Source organism: Sphingomonas paludis (assembly GCF_053502515.1).
The window spans coordinates 70,447-90,156 of record NZ_CP187558.1 but is presented as its reverse complement, the minus strand read 5'-3'; the positions used below and the strand labels follow the sequence as shown (position 1 = coordinate 90,156).

Sequence of the window (19,710 nt, the reverse complement as noted above, 5' to 3'; positions counted from 1 at the left end):
ACCGAGGGCGATACCGCGCGGATGAACATGATCCAGGCGATTAATTCGGCCATGGACGTGATGATGGCGCGCGATCCGGACGTGATCGTGATGGGCGAGGATGTCGGCTATTTCGGCGGCGTGTTCCGCGCGACAGCGGGCCTTCAGGCCAAGTTCGGCAAGACGCGGGTCTTCGACACGCCGATCACCGAATGCGGCATCATCGGCGTCGCGATCGGCATGGGCGCATACGGCCTGCGGCCCGTGCCGGAGATCCAGTTCGCCGATTATATCTATCCCGCACTCGACCAGCTGGTCAGCGAGGCGGCGCGGCTGCGCTATCGATCGGCGGGCGAATTCACCGCGCCGATCACGGTGCGCTCGCCGTTCGGCGGCGGCATTTTCGGCGGCCAGACGCACAGCCAGTCGCCCGAGGCGATCTTTGCCCATGTGGCGGGGCTGAAGACCGTAATTCCGTCCAACCCCTATGACGCAAAGGGGCTGTTGATCGCGGCGATCGAGGACAATGATCCCGTCATCTTCTTTGAGCCCAAACGCATCTATAACGGCCCGTTCAACGGCCATTGGGACCGCCCGGCCAAGAACTGGTCGCAGCACCCGATGGGCGAGGTGCCGACCGGCTATTACCGCATCCCGCTGGGCAAGGCGGCGATCGCGCGCGAAGGCGAGGCAGTGACCATCCTGTGCTATGGCACGATGGTCCATGTCGTGGCCGAGACGGTCGCGGAAATGGGCGTGGATGCAGAGATCGTCGATCTGCGCACGCTGGTCCCGCTGGATATCGAGACGATCGAGGCGTCGGTCAGAAAGACCGGCCGCTGCCTGATCGTGCATGAAGCGACGCGGACCCAGGGGTTCGGGGCAGAGCTGTCCGCGCTGGTCACCGAACGCTGTTTCTACACCCTGGAGGCGCCGGTGATGCGCGTCACCGGGTTCGACACACCCTATCCGCACAGCCTGGAATGGGCGTATTTTCCCGGCCCTGTCCGCATCGGCATGGCGCTCAAGCAAATCCTCAAGGACTGATCCGATGGCGCGTTTCGAATTCCGCCTGCCCGATATCGGCGAAGGCATTGCCGAGGCCGAGATCGTCACCTGGCACGTCAAGGTCGGCGATGCCGTGGCCGAGGACCAGAGCCTGGCCGACATGATGACCGACAAGGCGACGGTCGAGATGGAAAGCCCGGTGGCGGGCACCGTGGTCGCCCTGGCGGGCGAGGTCGGCGACATGGTGCCGATCGGATCGACGCTGGTGGTGATCGAGACGGCCGACGTGCAGGCGAGCGAGGACGCCCAGCGGATCGCCATGGCCGAAGAGGTCGAGGAACAGCTGGGGGCGGAGACCCCCGGGGTGGAGCCTGAAAAGCCTGCGCCGATCAGTGCTCCTGCGGCAGCAGGAGCCGAGGGGGCGAGCGATACGGCCAGTGGCTCTGGGCTCCTGCTTTCGCAGGAGCACAAGGTTTTGGCTTCGCCCGCCGTGCGGCAGCGGGCGCGGGAACTCGGCGTCGACCTTTCGCAGGTGAAACCGGCCGAGGGCGAGCGCATCCGCCATGCCGATCTGGACGCGTTCCTGCGCTATGGTGCCGCGCAAGGCTATCATGCGCCGCACGCATCCCGTGCGCGCGACGACGAGGCCGTGAAGGTGATCGGGATGCGCCGCCGCATTGCCGAGAACATGGCGGCATCGAAGCGGGCGATCCCGCACTTCACCTATGTCGACGAGATCGACGTGACCGCGCTGGAGGCGATGCGCACGGACCTCAATGCCAATCGCGGGGACCGGCCCAAGCTGACGATGCTGCCGTTCCTGATCGTGGCGATTTGCCGGACGATCCCGCAATTCCCGATGATCAATGCGCGGTACGATGACGAGGCGGGTGTGGTTACGCGCCACGGCCGGGTGCATCTGGGCATGGCGGCACAGACCGAGGCGGGGCTGATGGTGCCGGTGATCCGCGATGCGCAGGACCGGAATGTGTGGCAGCTGGCAAGCGAGATCACGCGGCTGGCCGATGCGGCGCGGACGGGCAAGGCGAAGTCGGAGGAGCTGAGCGGTTCCACGCTGACCGTCACCTCGCTGGGTCCGCTGGGCGGGATCGTCACCACGCCGGTCATCAACCGGCCCGAGGTTGCGATCATCGGGCCGAACAAGATCGTCGAGCGGCCGGTGTTCGTCGGGGACGACATCGTGCGGGCGAAATGCATGAACCTTTCCATCTCCTGCGACCACCGGGTGGTGGACGGGCACGATGCGGCCAGTTTCGTCGCGGCGCTGAAGAAGCTGCTGGAAACGCCGATCCTGCTGTTCGCGGATTGACGGGCTCACCGATTGGTCATTGCGAGCGCAGCGAAGCAATCCAGCGCCCGCCCGTGGATTGCTTCGCAGCGCTCGCAATGACGATTAAGGGCTAGAGCGCCTCGGCCAGATCGACCAGCGCTGCGTCCAGGATGGCGGTACCCGACATTTCCTCCGGCACGTCGTTGGCGAAGGCAGAGAAGGTCAGGCGGCGGCCGCTTTTGGTGACGAGGATGCCGGACAGGGCGTTGGTGGCATTGAGGCTGCCCGTCTTGGCGAACAGGCGTCCTTCCAGCGGCGTGCCTTTGAACCGGCTTTTCAGCGTTCCATCCATACCGCCGACCGCAAGGCTGGCCATCCATGCCTGGCCCCAGGGCCGGGTATCGATCCAGCGCAGCAGGGTGGCGGTGCCGCGCGGGGTCATGCGGTTATAGGTCGACATGCCGGAGCCATCGGCGAAGTGAAAGGCGTACGGCGGCAGGCCCGCGCCGGTCAGCGTCGCCGTCACCTGTGCCTGGCCCTCCGTGACCGATCCTGTGCCCTGTGCGCGGCCGATCCGGCGCAGCAGCAGGTCGGCATGATGGTTCTGGCTGTCCTTCAGGATCAGCGCGATGTCCGCTGCGAGCGGCGGCAGATCGAGCGCGGCGAGCGGCGCGGCATCGGAATCGGTGGCTGGTTGGGCGCTGCGATAGCGCGCGCGCGGTTCGCCCGACACGGTTACGCCGCGCTCTGCCAGCATCCGGCGAAAGGTCCAGGCGGCGTAGAGCGCGGGATCGTCGATGCCGAGCCGCTGCACTTGCGGCGCTGATTCAGCCGCGATGGTACCGGTCAAGATTAGCGTCCGCCCGTTCGGGGCGCGGTCATAGGCGATCTCGGTCGCGCCGCCCGCTACCGTGACGATGCGATTGTCGATCGCGTACCAGCCATCGCCCTCGATCAGCGCAGAACCGCCCGGCGGGCCGGGGCGGATAGTCACGGCGGTCTCATTATCGTCCAGCGTCAGGGCGGCGATGGCGGTGCCCGACCGGCTGGGAATGTTGTTCCAGCTCATGCCCGATGGCCAGCGTTCGTCGGGGAACCAGCTGGCGTCGCCGATCACGTCGCGCACCCGCCGGGTGCGAGCGGCGACGGCTTCGGCCAGGCTGGTCAGGCAGTCGCGGACGCAACCGGGCGCTGCCGACAGGAACGGGTCGCCGCGCCCCTCGATTACCACATCCTCGCCCTCCATCCGCACACGGGTGCCGCCGCCGGGAATTGGCTGGCTCAAGTCACCCAGCACGGCATAGGCAGTGGCGGTGGTGGCGATCTTGGTATTGCTTGCCGGAATGAAGCGTTCGTCCGGGCGGATGGCGACGATCTCGCGGCCCGCCTCGTCCAGCACCACCAGGCCGAAGCGCGGGCCGGGGCCGGCCTCTGCCAAGCGGGCAGCGACGCGTTCCGCTATGGGCGTCTGTGCCGTCACGGGAGCGGCAAAGGCCAATAACAGGAGCAGCGCGGCGCGGATCATGCGGTGCAGCATAACCATGGCGCTGCCAATGAAAAGCATGTCGTCATCCCGGCCTTGAGCCGGGAGCCCGCTTTTCAGGCGGATTGAAGGAGCTGGACCCCGGCTCGAGGCCGGGGTGAGTCCGGGTCTAGTCGTCGATGCTGCGCCTGTTGGTCTCCGGCAGGAAGATCAGGCCGATCACCACCGTCGCGCTGGCGACGATCACCGGATACCATAGCCCCGCGACCACGCTCCCCGTCGCGGCCACCACTGCAAAGGCGATGGTCGGCAGGAAGCCGCCAAACCAGCCATTGCCGATGTGATAGGGCAGCGACATTGACGTATAGCGGATGCGGGTGGGGAACAGCTCGACCAGCATCGCCGCGATCGGGCCATAGACCATCGTCACCAGCAGGACGAGCGCGGTTAGGATGGCGATGACCAGCGGCGTGTTCATCGTGTCGGGATTGGCGGTTGCCGGATAGCCCGCCGCGTCCAGCGCGCCCTTTACCTGATCCTGGAACGCCTTGATCCCGGCCGCGCGCGGTTCGCCTGCAGGCAGGCGGACGGGATCGGGCGCGACGATGACGGTATCGCCCACCGCGATGCTGGCGATGGTGCCGGGGGCGGCGGCGACATTGGCATAGTTCAGCCCGGCCTTGGCGATAGTGGTCTTGGCGATGTCGCAGCTGGTGCTGTCGAACTTGTTGCCGCCGACGGGATCGAACTGGGTCGAACATTCCGCCGGGTTGGCGGTGATGCTGACCGGCGCGCTCGCCTGAGCCGCCGCCAGTTCGGGATTGGCAGCGCCGATCAGCGCGCCGAACAGCGGGAAATAGCTGACCGCCGCCAGCGCGCATCCGGCCAGGATGATGGGCTTGCGCCCGATCCGGTCACTGAGCCAGCCGAAGAAGATGAAGAAGGGCGTGCCGATCGCCAGCGCCACCGCGATCAGGATGTTGGCCGTCGCGCCGTCGACGCGCAGCACTTTCTCCAGGAAGAACAGCGCGTAGAACTGGCCGGTGTACCAGACCACCGCCTGGCCCGCGACCGCACCGAACAGCGCGACCAGCACCCATTTCAGATTGCCCCAGCGCGCAAACGCCTCGGTCAGCGGCGCCTTTGACGTGGTGCCCTCTTCCTTCATCTTCTGGAACACCGGGCTTTCCGAGAGTTGCAGGCGGATCCAGATCGACACGGCGAGCAACGCCATCGAGATGAGGAAGGGCAGGCGCCAGCCCCAGTCGCGGAACGCCTCTTCCCCAATCAGCGTGCGCAGGCCGATGACGACGAGCAGCGCAGCGAACAGGCCCATGGTCGCCGTCGTCTGAATCCAGCTGGTGTACAGGCCGCGTTTGTTGTCGGGCGCGTGCTCCGCCACATAAGTCGCGGCACCGCCATATTCGCCGCCCAGCGCCAGCCCCTGCACCAGCCGGAGCGTGACCAGGATGACGGGCGCGGCAACGCCGATGCTGGCATAGCTGGGCAACAGACCGACGGCGAAGGTGGACAGGCCCATCAGGCCCATCGTTACCAGAAACGTGTTCTTGCGCCCGACAATGTCGCCGATCCGGCCAAAGACCAGCGCGCCAAACGGCCGCACCGCGAATCCGGCCGCAAAGGCGGCCAGCGCCAGGATAAAGCCGGTGGTTTCGTTGACGCCCGAAAAGAACTGCGCGGAGATGATCGTGGCGAGCAGGCCGTAGAGATAGAAGTCATACCATTCGAACACCGTGCCCAGCGACGATGCAGCGATGACAAGTTTCTCGCTGCGCGTGGCGCGGTGGTGGCGCGGCTGGGCCACGGTTTCGTCGTGCACGATATTCCCCTCCCCTTTGGGTTTTACGGCACCATGTCGAATGGCGGAGAAGGGCGCAAGCAGCCTTGTTAGCGCTATCGGCGGCCTATTGAAGCGTGGCGATGTCGTCGCCGTCGCGGCGGCCATAGAATTGCATCAGCTGGATGATCAGTTCGGTGCGATCCGACAGGCTGTTCGCCTCCAGCATCGCCTGTTTCGAGGCGAGGTCGAACGGCGCGATCTGGGCGATGCCGTTGACCAGCGATTCGTCGTCCAGCCTGCCCACCGCATCCCAGTCGACGGCATAGCCCTGTGCATCGGCGAAACGGCGCGATTCCAGCTCGAGCGCGGCGCGCGCGCCAAGGCCCAGGATCTGGTCCTGCGGTTCGGGAATCAGCTCGGCCTCTACCTGACGGAACAGGGTGGTGACATCGAGTTCGCGCAGCACGCGAAAGCGCGAAACGCCTTGGAGCACGATATCGTAGCGGCCATCCTCCATCGCCTCGACATCGATGATCTGGCCGACACAGCCAATGTCGAACAGGGCGGGCCGCTCGCCGCCCTCTCGCGGCTGGATCATGCCGATGCGGCGGTCGCGGGCCAGCGCATCGGACACCATCGCCCGGTAGCGCGGCTCGAAGATGTGCAACGGCAGGTGCAGCCCCGGAAACAGCAGCGCCCCGCCGAGCGGAAAGATGGAGATGCGCTGGCTCATCGCGGTCACCCGAACAATGCGGCGGACAGCCGGCGACGCTGGGCCGCGACCCAGGGGTCCTCCAGCCCGACCGCCTCGAACAGGGTCAACAGCCGCTGGCGGGCCGCGCCGTCATTCCAGTCGCGTTCGGCGGCGATGATTGCCAGCAGCGAATCGACCGCCCCGTCGCGGTCGCCCGCTGCCATCTGACCACCCGCCAGGTCGTAGCGCAGGGCATGATCGTCGGGATTTGCCGCGACCTGTGCTTTCATTGCCGCAAGGTCATCGACCGGCTGCGCCTCTGCCGCCAGCGCCAGTGCGGCCCGGGCCTGATCCACGCCCGGCAGCTTCGCCGCGTCGGCGGGCAGCGAATTGAGGACCGTCTGTGCCTCTTCCGTCCGGCCCAATGCGATCAGTGCGCGCAGCCGCCCGGCCTGAACCTCCGCCGCGTCGGGCGCCATGTCGGCGATCTGATCGAAGATGGCCAGCGCGCGTTCGGCATCGCCGGCGGCCAGCACCTCTTCCCCCATCGCAATCAACGGGGCGATGTCGCCAACGCCATCGTCCATGTCCGGCCCGGCTGCATCCGGATCGACGGGCAACTGGCGCAGCAACTGGTCGAGCAGCTGCTTCAGCTGCGATTCGGTGCGCGCCTGGGTCAGGTCGGCGACCAGCTGGCCCTGGAACATGGCATAGACGGTGGGGATCGACCGGATCTGGAACTGGGCGGCGATGAACTGATCCTTGTCGGTGTCGATCTTGGCCAGCACGACGCCCTTGTCGGCATAAGCGGCGGCGACCTTTTCCAGGATCGGGGCCAGCGCCTTGCACGGGCCGCACCATTCGGCCCAGAAGTCGATGATGACCAATTTGGTCATGGACGGTTCGACGACGGCCCGACGAAAGGTTTCGACGGCTTCCTTGTCGGCGGGGCTCATTCCCAGCGTGGCCACGGCAGATGCTCCAATCATTGGGCCGGCTTTGCCGGCGGTCCAGGGTCGGCCAGCGCAGCGGGCCGAGATCACATCATCCTATTTGGGCCTTTCATCGCCCCAAACCAAGCCCGGAAAACGAATCGGCAAAGGGGGTTGCACGGGGGTGGGGCGGGTGCTAGTGGCACGCGCCTTGCCCCGGTCCACCGGCATCGACTGCCCGGACCGCAATGCCAGAGCGGGCGTAGCTCAGGGGTAGAGCACAACCTTGCCAAGGTTGGGGTCGAGGGTTCGAATCCCTTCGCCCGCTCCAGCGTTCTCCATTCAATTGGAAACGCCCGACGATCGGCGGTCCGGTCGTTCCACCCGCATGACGCGGGTCTTCGTTCATCGATAATCGTCGGGCCAAATGCTTCCCGGTGCGCCTGCGTTGAGGGGCGCCGGTGGATATCGTTCAGCCAGACAGTGCATCCAGCTTGGATTGGCATCCCGACACTCATGTCGCCTGGTGCGCAGCGCAGGTTATTGCGCCGCGCACCGGCAACGTCACGCGACTTCTGGCAGCTTTTCCAGGTGCTTTTCGAGGGTGATCGGGAAGTCGCGCACCCGCACGCCGGTGGCGTTATAGATTGCGTTCGCAACCGCGCCGCCCACGCCGCACAGGCCGAGTTCGCCGATCCCTTTCGCCTTCATCGGGTTCGCCTTGTCATCGGCTTCATCCAGGAAGATCACTTCCTGGTGCGGGATGTCGGCGTGGACGGGCACCTCGTAACTGGCCAGATCGTGATTGACGAACATGCCGAAGCGCCTGTCGACGGCCAGTTCCTCCATCAGCGCCGAGCCGACGCCCATGGTCATCGCGCCGATCACCTGGCTGCGCGCGGAGACGGGGTTGATGATCCGCCCCGCAGCGCACACCGCCAGCATCCGGCGAACCCGGACGATGCCGGTATAGCTGTCGACGCCCACCTCGACGAAATGCGCGCCGAAGGTGGAAAGCTGATAGGTCTTGGCCAGATCGCCGAACTCGATCTTGTCCTCGCCCACCAGTTCGCCGCCCTTCCCCGCGTCGCGCAGGGTGGCCGAGCGATTGCCGCTGATCACCCTGCCATCGGTAAAGGTGATGTCGGCCGCATCATAGCCAAGCCGCTGCGCCACCGCCTCGCGCAGCTTGACGCAGGCGGCATAGACCCCGGCGGTCGCATTGGCCGCCCCGAACTGGCCACCCGACCCTGCCGAGACGGGGAAGCTGGAATCGCCCAGTTTCACCACCACCTGTTCGGCGGGGACGCCCAGCATTTCCCCAGCGGTCTGGGCGATGATCGTATAGCTGCCGGTGCCGATGTCGGTCATGTCGGTTTCGACCGTCACCACGCCGTCGGGGCCGAGGCGGACCCGCGCACCCGACGTCATGTTGATATGGTTGCGAAAGGCGGCGGCGACGCCGATGCCGACCATCCATTTGCCGTCACGGACCAATCCGGGCCTTGCCTGTCGCCGGGACCAGCCGAACTTTTCAGCGCCCTCCTGCAGGCAGCGAACGAGCTGGCGCTGCGAGAATTTGCGTTCGGGCTTGGCCGGATCAACCTGGGTATCGTTGCGGATGCGGAACTCGATCGGGTCCATGCCGAGCTTTTCGGCCATTTCGTCCATCGCCGCTTCCAGCGCCATCATGCCGGGCGCTTCACCCGGCGCGCGCATCGCATTCCCCTCTGGCAGATCGAGCTCGGCCAGGCGCATGGCGATCAGCCGATTGGCGCCGGCATAGAGCAGCTTGGTCTGCGTCGCCGCGATTTCGGGACCGCCGCCGGGTTGGTCGCCCGATCCGCTTTCATGCGCAATCGCCGTGATCGTGCCGTCTTTGGTCGCGCCGATGCGGATGCGCTGATGCGTGGCGGGGCGATGCGTCGCATTGTTCGCCATGAACGGCCGCGCTAGCGCGACCTTCACCGGGCGCTTGGCCGCGCGCGCGCCGAGTGCGGCCATCACCGCATCGGTGCGCAGGAACAGCTTGCCGCCGAAACCGCCGCCCACATAGGGCGAGATCAGCCGCACCTTTTCCTTGGGCATGCCCAGCGTCTTGGCCAGGTCGCCATGTCCCCAGGCGATCATCTGGTTCGAGGTCCAGACGGTGACGCTGTCGCCATCCCACACCGCAGTCGATGCAAAGGGTTCCATCATCGCATGGCTGTGATCCGGGGTCGTGTATTCGACATCGAGAGTGACCGGCGCGTCCGCAAACGCCGCTTCGAAGTCGCCGACCCTGTCCTCCTTCGCCTCGTTCCCGCTGTCGCCGCCGCCGGCGAGCTTGGCGGTCTTCAACCCCTCGGTCAGGTCGAAACGACCCTTTTCGCGGGCATAGTCGACCTTGACCAGATTGGCGGCAGCGCGCGCCTGTTCAAAGGTTTCGGCGACGACGACGGCAATCGCCTGATGGTAATGATCGACCTCCGGCCCGCCGAGCAGCTTTACGGTGTTGAAATTGCCCTTACCAAGCTTGCCTGCGTCGGCGGCGGTGACGATGGCGATCACGCCGGGGGCGGCCGCCGCCTCGCTGGTGTCGAGGTTGGTGATCCGCCCCTTGGCGATCGCCGAACCGACGACATAGCCATAGGCGGCATTTTCGACCTGATCGTGATGTTCATAGGCATAAGGGGCCTGACCGGTGACCTTCAGCCGGCCGTCGATACGGGTATGGGGGCGGCCAACGACCGATTTGTTGTCGATCGGGTTGACGCCTGCGGGCGTGTCGAACTTCATCGGATCAGCCCTTTGCTTCGGCGAGGATGGAAGCCAGCGCGCGCGTGGCGAGCGGCAGTTTGAACGCGTTGTCCTTTGTCGGGGTTGCCCCTTCGAAGGCGCGGGCAGTGACGGCGGCGGCTCCCTTTGGCAGCAACGCCTCCGCTGCCTCGACGCGCCATGGCCGGGGAGCGACACCGCCAAAGGCGACGCGGCCGGTGCCGTCGGGCTGGATGACCGCTGCGACCGAGACCAGCGCATAGGCATAGGAAGCGCGGTCGCGCACCTTTTCATAGAAATGCCGGCCGCCAAGCGGGCGGGGCAGGGTGACCGCCGTGATCAGTTCGCCCGGTTCGAGCACCGTGTCCCGCTCGGGCGCATCGCCCCACAGGCGGTGGAAGTCGGCGATCGGGATCGAGCGGCGCTGTCCGTCCGCATCAACCGTTTCGATGACGGCATCGAGGACGCGCATCGCCACGGCCATGTCGCCGGGGAAGGTCGCAATGCACTGATCGCTGACGCCGATAATGCCAAGCTGGCGGGAATAGCCGCCGATCGCAGCGCAGCCGGAACCGGGCTTGCGCTTGTTGCAGGCCATGTTGGTGTCGTAGAAATAGGAGCAGCGCGTCCGCTGGAGCAGGTTGCCGGCCGTCGTCGCCTTGTTGCGGAGCTGGCCCGACGCCCCTGCGACGATCGCGCGGGTCAGCACGGCATAGTCGCGGCGCACGCGTTCGTCGGCGGCGAGATCGGTGTTGGTGACCAGGGCACCGATTCGCAGTCCGCCGTCGTCCGTCGCCTCGATCCGGTCGAACCCCAGATCCTGGATATCGACGAGATGGGTGGGCGTCTCCACCTCGATCTTCATCAGGTCGAGGAGGTTGGTGCCGCCTGCGATGAACTTGGCGCCGGGGCGCGCGGCCACCGCGCGGGCGGCGGCCCCTGCATCCTTGGCACGTTCATAGGTGAACGCCTTCATGCGTCTGCTCCCGCGACTTCTGCCATGGCTTCCGCAATGTTCGAATAGGCGCCGCAGCGGCAGATATTGCCGCTCATCCGTTCGCGCAGTTCCCCATTGGTCGGGCTGGGCGCAGCGGTGAGGTCGGACTGGACATGGCTGGGGATGCCGCGCTTGATCTCATCCAGAACGGCAACAGCCGAGCAGATCTGGCCCGGGGTGCAATAACCGCATTGATAGCCGTCATGCTTGATGAAGGCGGCCTGCATCGGATGCAGATTATCCGGCGTGCCGAGCCCTTCGATCGTCGTCACCTCGTCGCCGTCATGCATGACCGCAAGGGTGAGGCAGCTGTTGATCCGCGTCCCGTTCACCATCACCGTGCAGGCGCCGCACTGGCCATGGTCACAGCCCTTTTTGGTGCCCGTCAGCTGCAGATGCTCGCGCAGCGCATCGAGCAGCGTGGTGCGCGGGTCGAGCGACAGTTCGCGGTCCGATCCATTGACCTTGATCCGCACGGGAAGCGTGGGTGGGGAGGCCGATGGCGTCGGCGTCTGGGCCACGAGCGGTGCCGCACTCGCGGTGGCGGCAGTGGCGGCGGAACCGACCAGGACGACGCGGCGAGAAACGTTGATCTTGCTTGGATGGTTCATGCTTTGGCAAACCCCTTGAGCCGGACGCCGGTTCCGCGCCCGGCATATTTTGCACGCGAGATAGCCCGGCCCGGACAGCATAGCATGAAGGGCGGGCCATGCACCTAGTGCAGTTTCAGCCGGGGCCGGACGATCTGGTTGACATGGCCGATGACGATCAGGGCGACGCCGCGCCACCAGCCGTGAATGGCGATGAGGTGCATCCGGTAGAGCGACATATAGACGGCGCGGGCCAGGCGTCCCTCGACGAACATGCGTCCCCCGACCAGATTGCCCATCAGGCTGCCGACGGTGGAAAACCGGCTGAGCGACACGAGCGAGCCGTGATCGCGGTAGACGAAATCCTTGAGCGGTTGCGCCTCCTGAGCGCGGACCAGATTGGCGAAGATCAGGCTGGCCATCTGATGCGCCGACTGGGCGCGCGGCGGGATGGGACGATCGCGGCCGGGCAGCATGCAGGACGCGCAGTCGCCAAGGGCAAAGATGCGGTCGTCACGGCTGGTCTGTAGCGTCGGGCGGACGACGAACTGGTTGGAACGCGTCAGTTCAAGATCGCTCATCCCGGCAACCTCGTCCGCGCCCTTCACCCCGGCGGCCCACACGATCAGGTCGGAGGGAATGGCCTGACCATCGCGGGTGTGCACCAGCTTGTGCTCGACCGACGTCACCTGGGTATTGTCGAGCACGCGCACGCCCAGGTTCTGAAGCTCCTGACGCGCGGTTTCGGCCAGCGGCGCATCCAGCGCGGGCAGGATGCGCGGCCCTGCCTCGATCAGGCAGACCTCCAGCTTGGTCTCGTCGAACACCTCCAGCCCGTAATGGCGCAGCGCGCCCGCGGCGTTGTAGAGTTCGGCGGCGAGTTCCACCCCCGTCGCGCCGCCGCCGACGATGCTGACCCGGACGCGGGCATCGGGATCGCCCGTCTGGTGCGCGTGATTCGTGCGCAGACAGGCGTTGAGCAGTTTCTGGCGGAACCGGTCGGCCTGGGGACGATCCTCAAGGAACATGGCGTGTTCGCGCACGCCGGGGACGCCGAAGTCGTTCGAGATGCCGCCAATGGCCAGCACAAGATAGTCATAGCGGATGACGTGCCGCCCGATCACTTCCTCGCCGCGTTCGTCGAGCAGCGGCGCAGTGGTGAGCGTGCGGGCGGTGCGATCGATCGATTCGATGCTGCCATTGAAGAAGCGATAGCCCCAGCGGACGGCATGGCCGCCATAGCCCACCTCGTCCAGATTGGCGTCCAGCGACCCGGCCGCGACCTCGTGCAGCAGCGGTTTCCAGATATGCGTCAGGTTGCGGTCGATCAGGATGATGTCGTGGCGGTTGCGGCCATAGCGCGCGCCGAGTTTACGGACGAGTTCAAGCCCGCCAGCGCCGCCGCCGACCACCACGATCTGGGTTTTCTGTCGAGCCACGCCAGCCCTCCCGGCGCACGAAACGCGGCCGGAACGACCATGACAGATAAGGGGGGATCAACTCAAGCGATGGTTCCGGCGCGGGGGACGTCCCCCGCATTCAGCACCTTGCGCGTTCAGCACTTTGCGGCGGTCTTGCCCCGATCGACGACGGCCTGCTGATCCAGCGACAATTTGCCGGGATAGTCGAGTTCCAGCGCTCGATAGACCTTGCACTGTTCGGCCGGTGCGGCCTTCAGCTGCTGCAACGACTGCGACAGATAGAACAGGCTGTCGGCGGCGCGCTCGCCGTCCGGCATCTTGCTGTAATTGTCGTAGAATGCCTTGGCCGCTTCCTGCCAGCGGCCCTCGTCCATCCAGGCGCGGCCGAGCAGGTTCTGGGCAAAGCTGGCGCGGCGATGCTTTGGATATTTGGCCACGACCTCGGCCAGCGGCACCCGCGCTTCCGGATACAGCTTGGCACTCCACAGGCGGAAGCCATAGATATAGAGGTCCTCTGCCGCGTCGCCCGTATCGGGCCGTTCGACCGCCGCGATCTGTTCGGCCCGCGCGGCGCTGACTGCTGCGGGGCGGGGCGTCGTCGGGCGCGGGGCGGGCGTGGCGGCAGTTCCGCCGGCGGCAGGGCGCGGCTGGCCGAGCACGCCACCGCCCGATCCAGGACCGCGCGCCGGCGTCGCGGCGGAGACGGCGGTGCTGCCGGTGCCCGCAGCCGGTTGCGGATCGCCAAGCGGGTCGCCGGTGGAGGTTGCGGCATCCTCCAGCACCTTGATCCGGGCATTGGTCGACAGCTTGTAGGCGTTGAACGCTTCTTCCATCTGGCGCAGCTTGAACTGGGTCTGTTCAACCTGGCCGGTCAGGGTCTGTGCCTGGCTTTCCAGTGCGTTCAACCGCTGTTCCAGGCTGGCAATCGGGCTGTTGAACGGCGTTCCCGGCGCGCCGGTATCGCTCGGCGGTGCCGTGATCTGGGGTTGAAGCCCGCCAGGCTGGGTGACGGGCAGGCCAAGCCGACCCTGAACGGTGCGCATATCACGTTCAAGCCGTTCGACCCGCACATCGACGGATTGGGCATTGGCCGCCGGAACGAGGGCAATGGCAGCGGCGCCAAACGCACCCAGACGAACCCATGACCGCATTCCCTTCACCCCCCAAGCCGATGGCTGGAAACCGTTAACCATCTCGTTGTCCCCGTCTAAGGCGAGTATCCGCCCCCTGCAATGGTCGAGCCGCATGCCGGCCGCTGGCATGGCCGGGATATCGGCTCATTCCGGCGCGGAAACCGCCGCCCCCTCGGTCGCACCGGTCGTGCCTGGGGCGTCGGATACGGCGGACGGCGCAGGCGTCGGGCTGGGGCGGACGGACGGGGTGACGCGCGTGCTTCGGCTGGCCCCGCGATCCGGGCGGGCGACGCTGGCGGTTGGCATCGTGGGGGCAGGCGCGGGTGCGGCGCTGCCCCGGGCCAGCAGGGCGGCGGCGCTGATTTCCACATCCTTGATGGCGCGTTCCGCCGTGCCTAGCGGCGCCACCGCCTGTCCGCCGACCGTGACCGCCAACAGGTCGGGACGGCCGACATTGATCATCGGGCGATCGGCGTTGGCGGGCACTTCGAACCGGTCGCCCTGTTGCAGCGTGCGGATCAGCAGCGTGGTGTTCGCCGCGTCATAGATGCGGACCCACACTTCTCCGGTCGCTGTCAGCACGACCGGTCCACCGGCAGGCGCCTGTGCTGCAGGCGTTGCGGCGGGAACAGGCTGAACCGCGGCCGGGCGTACGCCCAGATCCTCGGCCACCGCCGCGCGATCATCGGCACCCATCGGCACCATGCCGCCATAATAGGCGGCCGCCGCGATGACGAGCACCAGAAAACCGATGACCAGCCCGATCGTCAGGCCGCGACCCGGCAGGCGGCTCGGTTCTTCCAGATCCTGTGGCCGGGCCGGTGCCTCACGCATGGGTCCGTTGGACAGTCGCCCGCGCAGGTCGCGCGCCACCATGGTTTCGTCGATGCCGACGGCGCGGGCATAGGCTTTCGAAAAGCCGATCGCATAGGCCGGGGACGGCAGGGCGCCGAAGTCGGAATTTTCGATGGCGGCCAGATGGCGCAGCTGGATGCGCGTGCGTGCCGCGATTTCGGCAAGTTCCAGCCCCTGTTCTTCTCGCGCCGCGCGCAGGCGTTCTCCCATGGTTGCCGGCGCGGCTTCCGTCGGAGGGGTGTCGGCCATGTCCTGCTCTCTTTCCCGCATCGGGTCTGCGTCCCGGTCGCCCTGATGCACCCCCGGTTTTGGCCACCCACCGCCCGCTGTCAACGGCGCTTTACCGCAATAACCGACCGGTCAGGCCAGTTCGACGCCATTTTCGCGCGCCCAGGCTGTCAACGGTTCGCGCAAACTGCGCGGCGGGCTGGCCAACAGGGTTTCGAGGTGCGCCGACAGCGCCGACCGGTCGAGCGAGCGGACCATCGCCTTGATCGGGCCGACGGCGGCTGGAGTGATCGACAATCGGTCGATGCCAAGCCCGATCAGCATCATCGCCTCCAAAGGACGGCCGCCCATTTCGCCGCAAACGGCCAGCGGTTTGCCCGTCCCGTGCAGCGTGCGCTGGACGCGGCGCAGGAAGCGGGCAATGGCCGGGCTCATCCAGTCGTAGCGGACGGCGAGTTTCGGATGCGCGCGATCGGCCGCGAACAGGAACTGGGTCAGATCGTTGGTGCCCACCGACAGGAAATCCAGGCGAGGCAGCATCATGTCGAGCACGTCGGCGAGCGCCGGCACCTCCAGCATTGCGCCGTAGCGGATCGTCTGCGGCAGTTTCTTGCCGCGCGACGCCAGCCATTCGCGCTGCGCCTCGAACAGGTCGCGCGCCTCGTCGAACTCCCAGGGTTCCGACACCATCGGAAACATGACATTGAGCTGGCGGCCCGCCGCCGCCTCAAGCAGGGCGCGGGCCTGTGCCTTCATCAGTCCGTCGCGTTCCAGCGCCAGCCGCAGCGCGCGCCAGCCCATCGCCGGGTTTTCCTCCTCCCCCTGTTCGTCATGGTTGAGATAGGGCAGCGCCTTGTCTCCGCCGATATCGACCGTGCGGAACACGACCGGGCGGTCGCCCGCCGCATCCAGCACATCGCGGTACAGCCGCTGCTGGCGTTCGCGCTGGGGCAGGGTTGCTGAGACGAGGAACTGGAACTCGGTGCGGAACAGGCCTATGCCGTCGGCACCGGTCAGGTCCAGCGCGGCCATGTCGTCACGCAAGCCGGCATTGATGCTGACCTGAATCCGGGTGCCGCAGCGGGTCACCGGTTCGACATGGCGAAGTGCGGCAAAGGCGGCACGGCGCTGCTGGGTCTGGGCGAGGCTTGTCTCGAACGCCTCCTCCATCGCCGCTGAGGGGCGGATGATGACCTGTTCGTTGGTGACGTCGAGGAGCAGCCGGTCGCCTTCGGCGATCAGGCGGCGCACGTCCCGCACCCGGCCCAGCATCGGCACACCCATGGCGCGCGCGACGATGGTGACGTGCGCGGTCAGCGACCCTTCCTCGAGGATCACGCCCTTCAGCCGGCGCCGGTCGTATTCGAGCAGTTCCGCCGGGCCCAGATTGCGGGCGATCAGGATGGAATCGTGCCGAAGGCCAAGCTGCGCCGCAGTGCCGAGCTGGCCCGAGACGATACGGATCAGGCGGTTGGACAGATCTTCAAGATCGTGCATCCGGTCGCGCAGCAACGGGTCGTCGATCTGGCGCATCCGCTGGCGCGTGCGCTGCTGCACCCGCTCGATCGCCGCCTCTGCGGTCAGGCCGCTGTCGATCGCCTCGTTGATGCGGCGCGACCATCCCTCGTCATAGGCGAACATCTTGTACATCTCGAGCACCTCCTGGTGCTCGCCGTCGACGCCGAATTCGGCTTGGCTGGCCATGCGGTCGATCTGTTCCCGCATCTTGTCGAACGCGGCATAGACGCGGTGCCGCTCCGCCTCGATATCCTCTGCCACCGTATGTTCGATGACGATGCGCGGCTGATGGAACACGGCAACACCCGCCGCCATCCCCTCGACCAGCTTGAAGCCCGGCACCCGGTCGGCTGCCGTGGACTGCGGGCGGCTGGTGTCGTTGCCGGGTGCGTCGATCAGTCCGGCATTGGCGATGAGTTCGGACAGGACCATGCCGACGGTCTGCAGCGCCTCGATCTCGACATCGTCGTAGCGGCGGCTGTCGACATGCTGCACCGCCAGCACGCCCACCGCCCGTTCGCGCCGGATGATCGGCACGCCGGCAAAGCTGTGGAACTTTTCCTCGCCGGTTTCGGGGCGATAGGCGAAGTCGGGGTGGATCGCGGCCTCATCCAGGTTCAGGGTTTCGACGTTGCGCGCGATGACGCCGACCAGTCCCTCGCCCATCGCCAATTTGGTGACGTGCACCGCTTCCTGGGCCAGACCGCGCGTGGCGAACAGTTCCAGCACCCCTTCGCGCAGCAGATAGATCGAGCACACCTCGCTATCCAGCGCCTCGCCGATGATGCCGACCACCGAATTGAGCTTGGCCTGGGCCGGGCTGCGCGAGGCCATCACATCGTGCAGGCGGGTCAGGATTTCGCGGGCGGAGGCGATAGCGGAGATCGGCATGCCCCGATCGGTAGCAGATGCGCGGGTGCAGGGCCAATCGGGCAATCAACCGAGATGTCGTCACGTGCATGCAGGCCATTGCACCGCACGGGCATTCGCCTGTAATCATCAGATAATTGCGGGCGGTGAACCGCCCGGACAGACAGGCGGGAGAGATGAGCATGAACCCAGGCATGGATCGCCGCACCCTGTTGGCCGGCGGTATTGCCGGTTCGGCATTGATGACTCCGTTCAGCGCCGCATTGGCCCAGGGCCGCCGCCGGGCGGGTGCCAACGATACGCTGCAACTGGGCCTGATCGGGTGCAAGGGCATGGGCTGGGCCAATCTGACCGCGATGATGAAGGGCGGCGATGTCCGTCCGGTCGCATTGTGCGACGTGGATGCGGGCGTGCTGGCCGCGCGCGGGGCGGAAGTGCAGAAGATGACGGGGCGTGCCCCGACCCTGTATGACGATTATCGTCGGATGCTGGACGACCGCAATGTCGATGCGGTCATCATCGCTACGCCGGATCACTGGCATGCGCTGCAGCTGATCGATGCGATGTCGGCCGGCAAGGACGCCTATTGCGAAAAGCCGCTGGGCAATTCGATCGCCGAATGCCGCGCCATGGTCGCCGCCAAGCAGCGCCACGGCCGCATCGTGCAGGTGGGCCAGTGGCAGCGCAGCAACCGGCATTGGGCGGACGCCATCGCCCATGTCCATTCGGGCGGTATCGGCCGGGTCCGCAAGGTGAAGGCCTGGGCCTATATGGGCTGGATGAAGAACGTACCGCCGCAGCCGGACCAGGCCGCGCCCGTGGGCGTGAATTACGACCGCTGGCTCGGCCCGGCGGCGGCACGGCCGTTCAACCCCAACCGGTTCCATTTCAGCTGGCGCTGGTATTGGGATTATGCCGGGGGCCTGATGACCGACTGGGGCGTCCACCTGATCGACATCGCCCTGTTGGGCATGAAGGCACAGGTGCCCGCGTCGGTCAGCGCGCTGGGCGGGGCCTATGGCTACCCGGATTCGGCGATGGAGACGCCCGATACCCAGACGGCGATTTTCGATTTCGGCGGTTATTCGGTCGAATGGGAACATGCCGTCGGAATCAGCCGCGGTCCGTTCGGCGGGCACGACCACGGCGTCGCATTCGTCGGCGAGACGGGGACGCTGGTGGTCGACCGGAGCAAATGGTGGGTGTCGCCCGAAAAGAGCGACGGTAAGGACAAGACGCCTGAGGTGCCGATCACCAAGGCATCGGACAACGGACTGGAGCGGCACACCGCGGATTTCGTCGCCTGTATCAAGGACCGCGCCCGCACCCCCGCCTGCCCGATCGAATCGGCGGCGAACACCGCGATCGTGTGCCAGATGGGCAATGTTGCGTGGCGAACGGGGCGGAAGGTGTATTGGGATCAGGGTGCCGGCCGGTTCAAGGACGATGCCGAGGCCAATGCGTTGATCACCCCGCGCTACCGGGCGCCGTATCGCCTGACGGTCTGAACCCGGCGTTAGAGCCCCCGCACCAGGCGGCGGGCGCAGGCGATCCAGGCGGGATCCGTGACGACCTGTTGCCGCCCCGCCGCGCCGTGGGGCAGCAGTTGCAGCTTGCCCGGCTGATCCCCGCGCGGGGTATCGCGGCCGATCAGCCGACCGAACACGAAACGCCCGGCCGGACGGGGGACCAGCACGTCGCGGTTCAGCGCGCGGCCGAACTGATCGGGCGCCAGTCGGTCGCACCAGATTTCGTCGCCCGACCGATAATCGCCCACGCCGACCGCCACGGTGACGGCGACCATGCCGGGGGCACCGTGCGGGGGGACGACCGCGGCGGGGCGGCGCGGGGCGCTGGCGCCGCCCGCCTCCAGCACTGCGACTACCGGCATTTCGGCGCGGGCGGGCAGATGCACCAGATCGGCTGCATCCACCTCCAGCGCGGCGGCGATCCGGTTCAGCCAGTTGACCGACACGGTGCGCGTACCGGTTTCCAGTCGCCCGATGGTTTGAGCCGTTGTTGGCGGCGTACAGCGGCGCGCGACATCCTCCAGCGTCAGGCCCTTGGCCCGGCGGACCTCTCGAATGGCGGTGATCATGCGTGTTTCGCCCCCTCAAGCGAACCAATGCGGTTTCAAGACTGTCCTACAGCCG

Annotated in this window: 15 protein-coding genes and 1 tRNA gene; 4 read left to right on the top strand and 12 right to left on the bottom strand. The window is 66.7% G+C overall.

Annotation, left to right across the window (positions count from 1 at the left end):
- The first annotated feature begins 21 nt into the window (after positions 1-21).
- The gene (locus ACPVPU_RS00440) at positions 22-1,026 is read left to right on the top strand and encodes an alpha-ketoacid dehydrogenase subunit beta (protein ID WP_448660559.1); all 1,005 of its coding nucleotides are present in this window, start codon (positions 22-24) and stop codon (positions 1,024-1,026) included.
- 4 nt (positions 1,027-1,030) lie between these two features.
- Positions 1,031-2,317 carry a dihydrolipoamide acetyltransferase family protein gene (locus ACPVPU_RS00435; protein WP_448658939.1) on the top strand — a complete coding sequence of 429 codons (1,287 nt, stop codon included), beginning with the start codon at positions 1,031-1,033 and terminating at the stop codon, positions 2,315-2,317.
- 91 nt (positions 2,318-2,408) lie between these two features.
- Here the strand turns inward: ACPVPU_RS00435 and dacB are convergent, their stop codons facing one another.
- The 4 genes from dacB to ACPVPU_RS00415 all read right to left on the bottom strand — a co-directional run bounded on the left by dacB (position 2,409) and on the right by ACPVPU_RS00415 (position 7,212).
- The gene (dacB, locus tag ACPVPU_RS00430) at positions 2,409-3,821 is read right to left on the bottom strand and encodes a D-alanyl-D-alanine carboxypeptidase/D-alanyl-D-alanine endopeptidase (protein WP_448658938.1); all 1,413 of its coding nucleotides are present in this window, start codon (positions 3,819-3,821) and stop codon (positions 2,409-2,411) included.
- Positions 3,822-3,930: 109 nt separating this feature from the next.
- A complete protein-coding gene (locus ACPVPU_RS00425) occupies positions 3,931-5,601 on the bottom strand; it encodes an MFS transporter (RefSeq protein WP_448658936.1) in 1,671 nt (556 codons plus the stop codon).
- An 85-nt stretch (positions 5,602-5,686) separates the two neighbouring features.
- Entirely contained in the window at positions 5,687-6,295 is a 609-nt protein-coding gene (locus ACPVPU_RS00420; RefSeq protein ID WP_448658935.1) for an LON peptidase substrate-binding domain-containing protein, read from the bottom strand.
- A gap of 5 nt (positions 6,296-6,300) precedes the next feature.
- Positions 6,301-7,212, bottom strand: a complete 912-nt coding sequence (locus ACPVPU_RS00415; protein ID WP_448660558.1) for a tetratricopeptide repeat protein — start codon at positions 7,210-7,212, stop codon at positions 6,301-6,303.
- Between the two features lie 232 nt (positions 7,213-7,444).
- Here ACPVPU_RS00415 and ACPVPU_RS00410 point away from each other — a divergent pair.
- Positions 7,445-7,519 (top strand) — tRNA-Gly (locus tag ACPVPU_RS00410).
- Between the two features lie 233 nt (positions 7,520-7,752).
- Here ACPVPU_RS00410 and paoC read toward each other — a convergent pair.
- The 7 genes from paoC to ptsP form a co-directional block, all read right to left on the bottom strand.
- Complete coding sequence (gene paoC / locus ACPVPU_RS00405) at positions 7,753-9,966, bottom strand: aldehyde oxidoreductase molybdenum-binding subunit PaoC (protein WP_448658934.1); 2,214 nt, start codon at positions 9,964-9,966, stop codon at positions 7,753-7,755.
- Between the two features lie 4 nt (positions 9,967-9,970).
- On the bottom strand, positions 9,971-10,921 hold the full coding sequence (locus ACPVPU_RS00400) for an FAD binding domain-containing protein (RefSeq protein ID WP_448658933.1): 951 nt from the start codon (positions 10,919-10,921) through the stop codon (positions 9,971-9,973).
- The gene (gene paoA, locus ACPVPU_RS00395) at positions 10,918-11,553 is read right to left on the bottom strand and encodes an aldehyde dehydrogenase iron-sulfur subunit PaoA (RefSeq protein ID WP_448658932.1); all 636 of its coding nucleotides are present in this window, start codon (positions 11,551-11,553) and stop codon (positions 10,918-10,920) included. Before paoA ends, ACPVPU_RS00400 begins: the two co-directional genes overlap by 4 nt.
- A gap of 104 nt (positions 11,554-11,657) precedes the next feature.
- A complete protein-coding gene (locus ACPVPU_RS00390) occupies positions 11,658-12,971 on the bottom strand; it encodes an NAD(P)/FAD-dependent oxidoreductase (protein WP_448658931.1) in 1,314 nt (437 codons plus the stop codon).
- Positions 12,972-13,087: 116 nt separating this feature from the next.
- Positions 13,088-14,104: a tetratricopeptide repeat protein gene (locus ACPVPU_RS00385; protein ID WP_448658930.1), complete on the bottom strand. Its 1,017-nt coding sequence runs from the start codon at positions 14,102-14,104 to the stop codon at positions 13,088-13,090.
- 126 nt (positions 14,105-14,230) lie between these two features.
- The gene (locus ACPVPU_RS00380; protein ID WP_448658929.1) at positions 14,231-15,190 is read right to left on the bottom strand and encodes a helix-turn-helix domain-containing protein; all 960 of its coding nucleotides are present in this window, start codon (positions 15,188-15,190) and stop codon (positions 14,231-14,233) included.
- 111 nt (positions 15,191-15,301) lie between these two features.
- The gene (ptsP, locus tag ACPVPU_RS00375; protein WP_448658928.1) at positions 15,302-17,578 is read right to left on the bottom strand and encodes a phosphoenolpyruvate--protein phosphotransferase; all 2,277 of its coding nucleotides are present in this window, start codon (positions 17,576-17,578) and stop codon (positions 15,302-15,304) included.
- Between the two features lie 155 nt (positions 17,579-17,733).
- Between ptsP and ACPVPU_RS00370 the strand changes: the two genes are divergently transcribed.
- Positions 17,734-19,065: a Gfo/Idh/MocA family protein gene (locus tag ACPVPU_RS00370; RefSeq protein WP_448658927.1), complete on the top strand. Its 1,332-nt coding sequence runs from the start codon at positions 17,734-17,736 to the stop codon at positions 19,063-19,065.
- A gap of 8 nt (positions 19,066-19,073) precedes the next feature.
- On the opposite strand, the gene ACPVPU_RS00365 is transcribed toward ACPVPU_RS00370, so the two are convergent.
- Positions 19,074-19,655, bottom strand: coding sequence for a helix-turn-helix domain-containing protein (locus ACPVPU_RS00365; protein ID WP_448658926.1), 582 nt, complete (start codon positions 19,653-19,655; stop codon positions 19,074-19,076).
- Positions 19,656-19,710: the final 55 nt, after the last annotated feature.